Origin of the sequence: Burkholderia territorii, from assembly GCF_001718335.1 — a bacterium.
Taxonomy (GTDB): Bacteria; Pseudomonadota; Gammaproteobacteria; order Burkholderiales; family Burkholderiaceae; genus Burkholderia; species Burkholderia territorii.
The window spans coordinates 2322535-2334272 of sequence record NZ_CP013365.1 but is presented as its reverse complement, the minus strand read 5'-3'; the positions used below and the strand labels follow the sequence as shown (position 1 = coordinate 2334272).

Below are 11738 nucleotides of genomic sequence, written 5' to 3'. Positions count from 1 at the left end.
AGCTGCCGGTGAGCCCTTGCGGGAAGCCCCGGTGAGCCTTTCCGGGAAAGGGGCGGTGAGCGTTTGCGGGATGCGTTGGTGAGGACGTTCGGGAGAGCCCGGTGAGGGTTTTCGGGAACTGAGGTGAGCTTTTACGGGATGCTGCGGTGAGCGCTTGCGGGAGGCTTCGGTGAGACTTTTCGGGAGTGTGTGCCCGCAGTCCTCCGGCTGGCGCGGCGCGGGCTTTTGCCTGCGTCCGCGCCGGTGCGGGCACGCATGAACCGTGCCCGCGATGGCGATTACGCGGCGAGTTTCGACGCTGCGTCGTTCACCTGGTCACGCGAAATCGCGAGTTCCGCGAGGTGCGCGTCGGCATAGACGCCGCCGGTTTCGCGCTCGAGGCGGGCGATCGTCAGCGCGCAACGCGCGGTGTCCTTCGGCATCGCGATGAAGCGCTTGACCGATTCGCCGGACGTAAATGCATCGAACAGCGCGGCGCGCACGTCGTCCGGAAGCGTCTTGGTCCATTGATACGGCTTGCCGTTGAACGTGATCGACGGCGGCAGCGTGCGCTCTTTCTTGGTGGCCGTGATGAGGCCGTAAGTGCGCGCGGCCTCGCCGATCTGCTCGGGCGAGAAGAGTTCGTCGGGCGTGATGTCGAACTGCTCGATGTAGTTCTCGATCGCCCGCATCGCTTCGGCACGGTCGTCGCGCTTCTTCTGCGCGCGCGCGACGATGTCGCGCAGCTCGTCCGCTTCCTCGGGCGTGATCGTGAAGCTCGCCTGCTTCTGCTGAAGTTCGGAGAAACGCTGGAATTCTTGATCGTTCAGAAGTTTGGCCATGACATCCATCGGACACGACGGCCGCGACAGCCGGCCGCCGTAGTTTTTGAGAGGGCCGCTATTCTAGCGTAGCGCGGCGTGCGGATCGCACACCGCAGGCATCGGCGCACGCGCCTGCCCGATCCGCTCGCCGTGTGGCCGAACGACTGCCGCGCCCGAAGGTCGACCGCGTCGCGCGTGATCGACGATCAGGCGATGTTCAGCACGTTTGCGCGCGGCACATCGACAACTGGCCTGCCGCATCTCGCAATCGTGCGACGACCACCTCGATCGACGGCGCCATATGCGCATCGATCCGGCGCATGTACGGGCAGGTCAGCACCGCGATCGCATGGCCGGCCGGGCCGAGGATCGGCGCGCTCAGGTCGGTCACGCCGTACGCCTGTCGGCTGTCCTGGCGTATGTAACCGGACTGCCGAATGGACTGGCACGCGTGCGCGAGTTCCTGCTCGTTCATCGGCGTTTCGCCCTTGACCTTGCGATGCTCGGCCAGCATGTGCGCACGCTGCTCGGAACCCTGGAACGACAGCATCACGCGCCCCGACGCCGTATCGGCGAGCCCGACGCGCGAGCCCAGCCGCACCGATACGCCCCATGGGCCAGGGCCGTCGACCTGCGCGATCACGAGCAGGTTGCCGCGGTCGTAGACGGTCAGATGGCACGACTGTTCGGCCGCGTCGGCGAAGCGCTGCATCAGCGGCAACGCCTCGGCGATCAGCCGGTTCATCGGTGGATGCCGATGCGCAAGCGCGAACAGTTTGAGGCTGAGCGTGTAACGGTCGCCGCCGCTCGAGCGCATCACGTAGCGGCGTGCAACGAGACGTTCGAGCATCCGGTAGATCTCACTCGCGTTGCGGCCGAGTTCCTTCGTGATTTCGGTGCGGGTGAGTCCTTCCTTTTGTTCAGACAAGAGTTCGAGAATGTCGAGACCCTTGTCGAGCGCGGGTGCGCGATAGCGGTCGGCTGTGCCCATCGACTCCCGTGCGTCGCTGCCGGGGAGCAGGTTATTGGTCGTTTGCATCATGGGGTAGGAAGTCCGGGGATTGCCAATCGGTGGCGACGCACGCTGGCCTGATTCGCACGCGGAATTCGTGAAGCCGCATGCGGATGCGACTGCCATCCGCGCGAGCTTAACAACAAACATTCAGTGTGCAATGCAGCGTCTTTTTACCGATCGTTACCCAGCAAGAACGGATCACGTAGCGTTCCCGATGACAGGGTCACAAGAAATATTCGCAATCCATTCTTCGGATCGAATGACGGCGGCATTCGGCGTAAAAGCCGAATGTGCGGCGAGCGCCGATGCTGCGGCGCAATCTCCGCAGGCGCACCAATAGTCGGTATCCGTCGCGCGCCATTTCACGGCGGCCCGCCGGTGGTACAAAGAGCGGCGGGCCAGCGACGGCGCTGCCGCGCGTGATGCCGGCCGCCACAGGCCGCCACATGTCGCGGATGCTGTGTCGTCGTCGCCGATGCGCAGACCGGCGGCCGCCCGCTCGATGCGCGTCGCACTTCGGTGCGGCGCCGCGATCGCTGCGCCTGCGCGAGCCTCGCGTGTCGTTTGGCCTGCCGGATGCGGCGCCGACGCGCGTCATCGACGATCGACATTCAGTTCGGCGCGTGGCCGTCAGCGGTCGCGTCGGCCGGTATCCTGTCACATTCGACAACAGAGGTTGAGCACGATGAAACTGCTTCGCTATGGCCCGTCCGGCCAGGAAAAGCCCGGCATCCTCGATGCGGATGGCCGCATCCGCGACCTGTCCGCGCACGTACCGGATCTGGCCGGCGACGCGCTGTCGGACGCCGCGCTCGCGCGCGTGCGCGCGATCGATCCGGCCACGCTGCCGCTCGTGCCCGGCGAGCCGCGCATCGGCGCGTGCGTCGGCCGCGTCGGCAAGTTCATCGGCATTGGTCTGAACTATGCCGATCACGCGGCCGAGGCCGGCATGCCGGTGCCGAAGGAGCCGGTGGTATTCGGCAAATGGACGAGTTCGATCTGCGGCCCGAACGACGGCATCGACATCCCGAAGGGTTCGGTGAAGACGGATTGGGAAGTCGAGCTCGGCGTCGTGATCGGTACGACGTGCAAGGACGTCGACGAGGCGCGCGCGCTGGATTACGTCGCCGGCTATTGCGTCGTCAACGATGTCTCCGAGCGCGAGTGGCAGATCGAGCGCGGTGGCCAGTGGGACAAGGGCAAGGGCTTCGACACGTTCGGCCCGATCGGCCCGTGGCTCGTGACGCGCGACGAGGTGCCCGACCCGCAGGGCCTCGACCTGTGGCTCGAGATCGACGGCCACCGCTACCAGAACGGCAACACGCGCACGATGGTGTTCACCGTCGCGCAACTGATCGCTTACCTGTCGACCTGCATGACGCTGCAACCGGGCGACGTGATCACGACCGGCACGCCGCCGGGCGTCGGGATGGGCATCAAGCCGTCGCCTGTGTTCCTTAAGGCAGGCCAGACGGTGCGCCTCGGGATCGAAGGATTGGGCGAGCAACTGCAGCGCACGCGCAACGCGCAGTAGGCGATGCGCGGCACGGGCCGGATCGCGAACGTAATCGATCGCGACCGGGCCGCGCCATCCGACCATCCGACCATCCGCCGCGTCGCTGCCGTCATTGCCTGCGGTGGCCATGTACCAAAGACCAGGGCCCGATTCCTCATCACGCGGAATCGGGCCCTGGTCGCTTACCGGTGTCGGTACGAACCGAATCAGACGACGTTGTCCAGTTCGCAGTGAGCTTCGAGCCGATACCCGTCGGGATCGACGACGAATGCGGCGTAGTAGCCGGGGCCGTAGTGCTCGCGTTTGCCCGGCCCGCCATTGTCCTTTCCGCCGTGCTGGAGCGCGGCGCGATAGAACGCATCGACTTCCACGGGCGACGATGCGCGAAACGACACGTGCAATCCTGAATCGGGATCGGCGACGACCGGACGCGCCGCGTGCTGCAACCACAGCACCGGTTCGCTGGTGCCGTAGCCGAGGGATCCGTCGTCGCTGTACAGCCGCTTGTAGCCGAGCGCGCCGAGCGTGCTGTCGTAGAACGCGCGGCTGCGGTCGATCTGGGCGACGCCGAACGAAAGGTGATCGATCATCTGTGGCTCCTTGAACTGAAGGGGGGACGTCAGTGCAGCAAACCTTTTTTAACCACCATGCCGGTTATGTTAGAAAGCGCCCGCGCGCTTGTCAACCGGCATGATGGTTAGATACGATCGCGGCATGAGCAAAACGCAACCTTCCGTCACGGCGGACTGCCTGATTCCGGCGCTGTCCGACACGCTGAGCATCGACTTCGCGAATACGCTGTACTGGCGCGGCGCCGATACGCCGACCGAAACCTTCGGCACGCTGGACGACCTGTTCACCTGGTGCCGCGAGCACGCGGGCGTGCCGGCCGGTCTCGCCGACGCGTGTCGTACACACGTGAAGAAGAAAGAGGGCGAGCCGGCGATGCTGGCGCACGCGCTCGCGTTGCGCGAGGCGCTGTATCGGCTCTTTCATGCGCAAGCCGAGCGGCGCGAGCCGCAAGCGGACGATCTCGCGCTGCTGGGCGGTTTTCTGGCGGAAGCGGCGCCGCGCGTCGCGCTCGCGCGGATCGACGGCGGCTATGCGTGGCGGATCCGCGGTGCGGACGCGACGCTCTCCACGCTGCTGAGCCCGGTGCTATGGTCGGCAACGGACCTGCTGGGCAGCGCGCGACTCGCGAAGGTCAAGCGCTGCGCGAACGATGCGTGCCAATGGCTGTTCATCGACGACAGCAAGAACGGGAGCCGTCGCTGGTGCTCGATGTCGTCGTGCGGGAATCGCGCGAAGGCTTACCGCCACTATCACAAGGCCGATTGAAGGCGGCGCGCGCGCCTCGCGTCATGCGTACCTAAGCCATCCCGCCCGCACCTATTTCGCAGACAGCTTCCGCCACAGCGTCGTCTTGCTGATGCCGAGCATCGCGCACGCGCGATCGCGATCGCCGTCGCATGCATCGAGCACCGCGCGGATCTCGTCGGCTTCGGCGCGACGGCGGCGCGCGTGGAGTGTCTGCGCGTCGTCGGCGTCGGGCGCGTCGAGCGGCACGGCGAACAGTTCGGGCGCGATCGCCTGCAGCGCATCGGGCGTGAGCGCCGCGCACGCGGCACCCGGATCGCGCTCGTCGGCTTCCTCGGCCAGTTCCACCGCGATCCGCTCGACCACGTTCTGCAGTTCACGCACGTTGCCGGGCCATCGATAGCGCGCGAGCGTCGCGCGCGTCGCGTCGAGCACGCGCATTGCATCGTCGATCTCGCGCACGCGTTCGGCCAGCCGCGGTTCGCGCCGCGCAGCCTGAACGAGCAGCGTGGCGGCGAGCGCGGGAATGTCGGCGGCGCGCTCGCGCAGCGGCGGCAGGCCGATGTTCAGGATGTTGAGCCGGTAATACAGGTCCGCGCGGAACGTGCCGTCCTCGACGGCCGCGAGCAGCGGGCGGTGCGTCGCGGCGATCACGCGCACGTCGATGCGGATCGGCTCGGTCGAGCCGAGACGGATCACCTCGCGCTCCTGCAGCACGCGCAGCAGGCGGCTTTGCAGCGACGGCGGCATCTCGCCGATCTCGTCCAGAAACAGCGTGCCGCGGTGCGCGGCCTCGAACAGCCCCGTCTTGCCGCCGCGCCGCGCGCCGGTGAACGCGCCTTCCTCGTAACCGAACAGCTCGCTCTCGAGCAGCGCTTCCGGAAACGCGCCGCAGTTGATCGCGACGAACGGATAGTTGCGCCGCGCGGACAGCGCGTGCAGGCTCTGCGCGATCATCTCCTTGCCGGTGCCGCTTTCGCCCAGCACGAGCACGGTCGCGTCGGATTTCGCGTAGCGGCGCACGAGATCGCGCACGCGCGCCATCGGCGCGGACGCGCCGATCACGTCATCGAGCGTGTAGCGCGCCGCGAACTGCTGCGTGTTCGCCTGCGAACGCAATGCGCGATCGAGCCGCTCGACGGCACGCGACTCCTGGAACGTCAGCACGCTGCCGGACGTCACGCCGCGATCGACCAGCGGCCCGCGATGCACGACGTAGCGCACGCCGCGCACGGTCGCGAGCGCGTCGCCGTCCTCGCCGCGCAGCGTGCGCAGTTCCGGCCGCAAATCGACGAGCGCGCGGCCGACGGCCGCCGCCGGTTCGACGCCGAGCGCCGACGCGAGCCGCTCGTTGATGGCTTCGACGCGACCGCGCGCATCGAGCGCCACCACGCCGTCGCGCAGATGCTGCAACAGGTTGTCGAGCCGCTGGCGGCGAAACGCCTCGGCGTGCGTCGCGTACGCGACTTCGAGCGCCGTCTCGACCGCCTTGCGCACCGACGCGTGCGAATAAAGGAACACCGCGCCCATGCCGGCGCTCGCCGCGAGATCGGTGACGAGGCCGGGGCCGACGATCGTCTCGATGCCGCGATCGTGCAGGTCGTGCACGCACGCTTCGGCTTCCTGCGCGGACTGATATGACGCAAACTGCACGTCGAGGCCGTAGGCGGCGACGAAGCGGCGCACTTCGGGCGGCGTCTCGCCGGCGCTGACAAGCGCGATGCGCGATGCGTCGCGCCGCGCGCGCGCGAGCGCCTGCATCACGTCGAAACCGGTCGGCGATACGACGACGACCGGCACTTGCGCACGCGTTTTCAGGAAGCCGCCGTTCGAGCCGGCCGCGACGATCACGTCGGGCCGCGAGGTGCCGGCTTCCGCGATCGCGCTCAGCGCGTCTTCGTATGCACGCGTGACGATGCGCACGTCGGCGCGTTCGTCGAATTCGCCGGCGATCTCGCGAAACAGGTCGCGCAGGCGGCTGATGCCCATCGCCCAGATGCGCGGGCGAACGGCTCGGTCGGCCGGGCCGACGGGCTTGGTCGAAGAGAGGTCCATGACGATCGATTATGCGCGTGCGATTTCATTTTTGAAACATGAAATTGCTGAAATGAAATCGTCGGATGATGGGTTGCTCGCGCCGGTTGCTTAAGAATCAGTGGGTTAGCGGTAATTCGCGAGCTGGCCCGGTCCTTGCTGTTGATGGGCATTCCTTCAGGAGGCCGTTCATGAGCAACACGCATCTTCAGAGCGCCGGCGCGAAATTCCGCGCGGCAGTCGCGGCCGAGCAGCCGCTGCAGGTGGTCGGCGCGATCACCGCATATGCGGCCAAGATGGCGCAGGCCGTCGGCTTCAAGGCCGTCTACCTGTCGGGCGGCGGCGTCGCCGCGAATTCGCTCGGGATCCCCGATCTCGGCATCAGCACGATGGAAGACGTGCTGATCGACGCGAACCGGATCACCAACGCGACCGACCTGCCGCTGCTCGTCGACATCGATACCGGCTGGGGCGGCGCATTCAACATCGCGCGCACCGTTCGCTCGTTCATCAAGGCTGGTGTCGCGGCCGTCCACCTGGAGGACCAGGTCGGCCAGAAGCGCTGCGGCCACCGTCCGGGCAAGGAAGTCGTGCCGACCGACGAAATGGTCGATCGCGTGAAGGCCGCGGTCGATGCGCGCACCGACGACCAGTTCGTGATCATGGCCCGCACCGACGCGGCCGCCGCCGAAGGAATCGATGCGGCGATCGAGCGCGCGATCGCGTACGTGGAAGCCGGCGCGGACATGATCTTCCCCGAAGCGATGAAGACGCTCGACGACTATCGCCGCTTCAAGGCCGCCGTTAAGGTGCCGATCCTCGCGAACCTGACCGAGTTCGGCTCGACGCCGCTGTTCACGCTCGACGAGCTGCGCGAGGCGAACGTCGACATCGCGCTGTACTGCTGCGGCGCGTATCGCGCGATGAACAAGGCCGCGCTGAATTTCTACGAGACGCTCCGCCGCGACGGCACGCAGAAGGCCGCGGTGCCGACCATGCAGACGCGCGCCGAGCTGTACGACTTCCTCGGCTATCACGCATACGAGCAGAAGCTCGACGAACTGTTCGCGCAGGGCAAGAAGTAACGCGCCCCGCGCGCCGGGGCACGACCCCCGGAATGCTTTGCATGAAGCCGGGCCGCGCGCATCCGCGGCGCGCCCGGCCGACATGACACCCCCGATACCCATTGGAGAACGGAAACATGAGCGAGACGAAAGACGCAGCACCGGCCGCCGCAGGCGCATTCAAGCCGAAGAAGTCGGTGGCGCTGTCGGGCGTGACGGCCGGCAACACGGCGCTGTGCACGGTCGGCAAGACCGGCAACGACCTGCACTATCGCGGTTACGACATCCTCGACGTCGCGGAATCGTGCGAATTCGAGGAAATCGCGCACCTGCTCGTGCACGGCACGCTGCCGAACCTGACCGAACTGGCTGCGTACAAGACCAAGCTGCGCGCGCTGCGCGGCCTGCCGAACGCGCTGAAGGCCGCGCTCGAGCAGATCCCGGCATCGGCTCACCCGATGGACGTGATGCGTACCGGCGTGTCGGTGCTCGGCACCGTGCTGCCGGAGAAGGACGATCACAACCTGCCGGGCGCGCGCGACATCGCCGACCGCCTGATGGCGTCGCTCGGCTCGATGCTGCTGTACTGGTATCACTTCTCGCACAACGGCAAGCGCATCGAGACGGAAACCGACGACGACTCGATCGGCGGCCACTTCCTGCATCTGCTGCACGGCAAGACGCCGTCGAAGTCGTGGGTCGACGCGATGCATACGTCGCTGATCCTGTACGCGGAGCACGAGTTCAACGCATCGACGTTCACCGGCCGCGTGATCGCGGGCACGGGCTCGGACATCTATTCGGCGATCACCGGCGCGATCGGCGCGCTGCGCGGACCGAAGCACGGCGGCGCGAACGAAGTCGCATATGAAATCCAGAGCCGCTACAGCTCGCCGGACGACGCCGAGGCCGACATCCGCCGCCGCGTCGAGAACAAGGAAGTCGTGATCGGCTTCGGCCATCCGGTCTACACGATTTCCGATCCGCGCAACAAGGTGATCAAGGGCGTCGCGCACAAGCTGTCGAAGGAAGCGGGCGACCTGAAGCTGTACAGCATCGCCGAGCGCCTCGAATCGGTGATGTGGGACGCGAAGAAGATGTTCCCGAACCTCGACTGGTTCAGCGCCGTGTCGTATCACATGATGGGCGTGCCGACCGCGATGTTCACGCCGCTGTTCGTGATCTCGCGCACGTCCGGCTGGAGCGCGCACATCATCGAGCAGCGCATCGACAACAAGATCATCCGCCCGAGCGCGAACTACACCGGTCCGGAAGACCTGCAGTTCGTGCCGATCGAGAAGCGCTGATCGCCCGCCGCGCGCGCCGGCACCCGTGATGCGGGTTGCCGGCGCGCGCGGAACGTCTTACCCCGATTCCCGCCCCACATCATGAATACCGCCTACCGCAAACCCCTGCCCGGCACGTCGCTGGACTTCTTCGACGCGCGTGCCGCGGTCGACGCGATCGCCCCCGGCGCGTACGACACGCTGCCGTACACGTCGCGCGTGCTCGCCGAAAACCTCGTGCGCCGCTGCGATCCGGCGATCCTCGGCGATTCGCTGAAGCAGATCATCGAGCGCAAGCGCGAACGCGACTTCCCGTGGTTCCCGGCGCGCGTGGTGTGCCACGACATCCTCGGCCAGACGGCGCTCGTCGACCTCGCGGGCCTGCGCGACGCGATCGCCGAGCGCGGCGGCGACCCGGCGAAGGTGAACCCCGTCGTGCCCGTGCAGCTGATCGTCGATCACTCGCTCGCCGTCGAGTGCGGCGGTTTCGATCCGGACGCGTTCGCGAAGAACCGCGCGATCGAGGATCGCCGCAACGAGGATCGCTTTCACTTCATCGAATGGACCAAGCAGTCGTTCGAGAACGTCGACGTGATCCCGCCGGGCAACGGCATCATGCACCAGATCAATCTGGAGAAGATGTCGCCGGTGATCCAGGTGCAGGATGGCGTCGCGTATCCGGACACCTGCGTCGGCACCGACAGCCACACGCCGCACGTCGACGCGCTCGGCGTGATCGCGATCGGCGTGGGCGGGCTGGAAGCGGAGAACGTGATGCTCGGCCGCGCATCGTGGATGCGGCTGCCCGACATCGTCGGCGTCGAGCTGACGGGCAAGCGCCAGCCCGGCATCACCGCGACCGACATCGTGCTCGCGCTCACCGAATTCCTGCGCAAGGAAAAGGTGGTCGGCGCGTATCTGGAATTCCGTGGCGAAGGCGCGGCGAGCCTCACGCTCGGCGACCGCGCGACGATCTCGAACATGGCGCCTGAATATGGCGCGACGGCCGCGATGTTCTTCATCGACGGCCAGACGACCGATTATCTTCGCCTCACCGGCCGCAGCGACGAGCAGGTGAAGCTCGTCGAGACCTACGCGAAGGCGGCCGGCCTGTGGGCCGATACGCTGGATCGTGCGCAGTATGAGCGCACGCTGACGTTCGACCTGTCGAGCGTCGTACGCAACATGGCCGGCCCGTCGAACCCGCACAAGCGGTTGCCGACGTCCGACCTCGCCGCGCGCGGCATCGCCGGCCAGTGGGAAGAGAAGGCGGGCGAGATGCCCGACGGCGCGGTCATCATCGCCGCGATCACGAGCTGCACGAACACCAGCAACCCGCGCAACGTGATCGCAGCTGCGTTGCTCGCGCGCAATGCGAACGCGAAGGGCCTCACGCGCAAGCCGTGGGTGAAGAGTTCGCTCGCGCCGGGCTCGAAGGCGGTCGAGCTGTATCTGGAAGAAGCGAACCTGCTGCCGGAGCTGGAAAAGCTTGGCTTCGGCATCGTCGCGTTCGCGTGCACGACCTGCAACGGGATGTCGGGCGCGCTCGATCCGAAGATCCAGCAGGAGATCGTCGATCGCGACCTGTACGCGACCGCCGTGCTGTCCGGCAACCGCAACTTCGACGGCCGGATCCATCCGTATGCGAAGCAGGCGTTCCTCGCGTCGCCGCCGCTCGTCGTCGCGTATGCGATCGCCGGCACGATCCGCTTCGACATCGAGAAGGACGCGCTCGGCCACGATCGGGACGGCAAGCCCGTCACGCTGAAGGACATCTGGCCGACCGACGAGGAAATCGACGCGATCGTCGCATCGAGCGTGAAGCCCGAGCAGTTCCGCAAGGTGTACGAACCGATGTTCGCGCGCACGGCCGATGCGGGCGAGCGGGCGGCACCGTTGTACGACTGGCGTCCGCAAAGCACGTACATTCGCCGTCCGCCGTACTGGGAAGGTGCGCTGGCCGGCGAACGCACGCTCAAGGGCATGCGTCCGCTCGCGGTGCTCGGGGACAACATCACGACCGACCACCTGTCGCCGTCGAACGCGATCCTCCCGAACAGCGCGGCCGGCGAGTACCTCGCGAAGATGGGCTTGCCGGAAGAAGACTTCAACTCGTACGCGACGCACCGGGGAGACCACCTGACCGCGCAGCGCGCGACGTTCGCGAACCCGACGCTCGTCAACGAGATGGCGGTCGTCGACGGTGCGGTGAAGAAGGGCTCGCTCGCGCGCGTCGAGCCGGAAGGCAAGGTCATGCGGATGTGGGAAGCGATCGAGACGTACATGAATCGCAAGCAACCGCTGATCGTCGTCGCCGGCGCCGACTACGGCCAGGGATCGTCGCGCGACTGGGCGGCGAAGGGCGTGCGGCTCGCGGGCGTCGAGGCGATCGTCGCGGAAGGCTTCGAGCGGATCCACCGCACGAACCTGATCGGGATGGGCGTGCTGCCGCTCGAGTTCAAGCCGGGCACGAACCGCACGACGCTCGGCATCGACGGCACCGAGACGTTCGACGTGATCGGCGAGCGTACGCCGCGCGCCGATCTCACGCTGGTGATTCATCGCAGGAACGGCGAGCGGGTCGAGGTGCCGGTGACGTGCCGGCTCGACACGGCCGAGGAAGTGTCGATCTACGACGCGGGCGGCGTGCTGCAGCGCTTCGCGCAGGACTTCCTCGAATCGTCGCAGGCCGCTTGACCGGGT

Annotated in this window: 9 protein-coding genes; 5 read left to right on the top strand and 4 right to left on the bottom strand. The window is 66.9% G+C overall.

The annotated features are described in order from the left end of the window. Positions 1–278 precede the first annotated feature (278 nt). Both WS51_RS10245 and WS51_RS10240 read right to left on the bottom strand, forming a co-directional pair. Complete coding sequence (locus WS51_RS10245) at positions 279–830, bottom strand: hypothetical protein (RefSeq protein WP_059448936.1); 552 nt, start codon at positions 828–830, stop codon at positions 279–281. A 190-nt stretch (positions 831–1020) separates the two neighbouring features. Next, a complete protein-coding gene (locus tag WS51_RS10240; protein ID WP_059501700.1) occupies positions 1021–1842 on the bottom strand; it encodes an IclR family transcriptional regulator in 822 nt (273 codons plus the stop codon). A 661-nt stretch (positions 1843–2503) separates the two neighbouring features. Between WS51_RS10240 and WS51_RS10235 the strand changes: the two genes are divergently transcribed. Further along, positions 2504–3352, top strand: a complete 849-nt coding sequence (locus tag WS51_RS10235; protein ID WP_059543442.1) for an ureidoglycolate lyase — start codon at positions 2504–2506, stop codon at positions 3350–3352. A gap of 188 nt (positions 3353–3540) precedes the next feature. On the opposite strand, the gene WS51_RS10230 is transcribed toward WS51_RS10235, so the two are convergent. Then, positions 3541–3924 carry a VOC family protein gene (locus WS51_RS10230; RefSeq protein ID WP_059501447.1) on the bottom strand — a complete coding sequence of 128 codons (384 nt, stop codon included), beginning with the start codon at positions 3922–3924 and terminating at the stop codon, positions 3541–3543. A gap of 100 nt (positions 3925–4024) precedes the next feature. On the opposite strand from WS51_RS10230, the gene WS51_RS10225 reads away from it, so the two are divergent. Next, complete coding sequence (locus WS51_RS10225; protein WP_059543440.1) at positions 4025–4672, top strand: CGNR zinc finger domain-containing protein; 648 nt, start codon at positions 4025–4027, stop codon at positions 4670–4672. Positions 4673–4723: 51 nt separating this feature from the next. Here WS51_RS10225 and prpR read toward each other — a convergent pair whose 3' ends face one another. After that, on the bottom strand, positions 4724–6706 hold the full coding sequence (prpR, locus tag WS51_RS10220) for a propionate catabolism operon regulatory protein PrpR (RefSeq protein WP_059810350.1): 1983 nt from the start codon (positions 6704–6706) through the stop codon (positions 4724–4726). A gap of 170 nt (positions 6707–6876) precedes the next feature. Between prpR and prpB the strand changes: the two genes are divergently transcribed. The 3 genes from prpB to acnD all read left to right on the top strand — a co-directional run bounded on the left by prpB (position 6877) and on the right by acnD (position 11732). Further along, positions 6877–7770 (top strand): methylisocitrate lyase, encoded by an 894-nt coding sequence (prpB, locus tag WS51_RS10215; RefSeq protein WP_044845010.1) that lies wholly within the window; start codon positions 6877–6879, stop codon positions 7768–7770. A gap of 116 nt (positions 7771–7886) precedes the next feature. After that, positions 7887–9056 (top strand): bifunctional 2-methylcitrate synthase/citrate synthase, encoded by a 1170-nt coding sequence (gene prpC, locus WS51_RS10210; protein ID WP_059543436.1) that lies wholly within the window; start codon positions 7887–7889, stop codon positions 9054–9056. Positions 9057–9137: 81 nt separating this feature from the next. Next, positions 9138–11732: a Fe/S-dependent 2-methylisocitrate dehydratase AcnD gene (gene acnD / locus WS51_RS10205; protein WP_059543434.1), complete on the top strand. Its 2595-nt coding sequence runs from the start codon at positions 9138–9140 to the stop codon at positions 11730–11732. Positions 11733–11738: the final 6 nt, after the last annotated feature.

Coding starts and splice junctions, on each gene's coding strand:
- WS51_RS10245 (WP_059448936.1), bottom strand. CDS start 830: ATGGATGTCATGGCCAAACTTCTGAACGATCAAGAATTCCAGCGTTTC.
- WS51_RS10240 (WP_059501700.1), bottom strand. CDS start 1,842: ATGCAAACGACCAATAACCTGCTCCCCGGCAGCGACGCACGGGAGTCG.
- WS51_RS10235 (WP_059543442.1), top strand. CDS start 2,504: ATGAAACTGCTTCGCTATGGCCCGTCCGGCCAGGAAAAGCCCGGCATC.
- WS51_RS10230 (WP_059501447.1), bottom strand. CDS start 3,924: ATGATCGATCACCTTTCGTTCGGCGTCGCCCAGATCGACCGCAGCCGC.
- WS51_RS10225 (WP_059543440.1), top strand. CDS start 4,025: ATGATGGTTAGATACGATCGCGGCATGAGCAAAACGCAACCTTCCGTC.
- prpR (WP_059810350.1), bottom strand. CDS start 6,706: ATGGACCTCTCTTCGACCAAGCCCGTCGGCCCGGCCGACCGAGCCGTT.
- prpB (WP_044845010.1), top strand. CDS start 6,877: ATGAGCAACACGCATCTTCAGAGCGCCGGCGCGAAATTCCGCGCGGCA.
- prpC (WP_059543436.1), top strand. CDS start 7,887: ATGAGCGAGACGAAAGACGCAGCACCGGCCGCCGCAGGCGCATTCAAG.
- acnD (WP_059543434.1), top strand. CDS start 9,138: ATGAATACCGCCTACCGCAAACCCCTGCCCGGCACGTCGCTGGACTTC.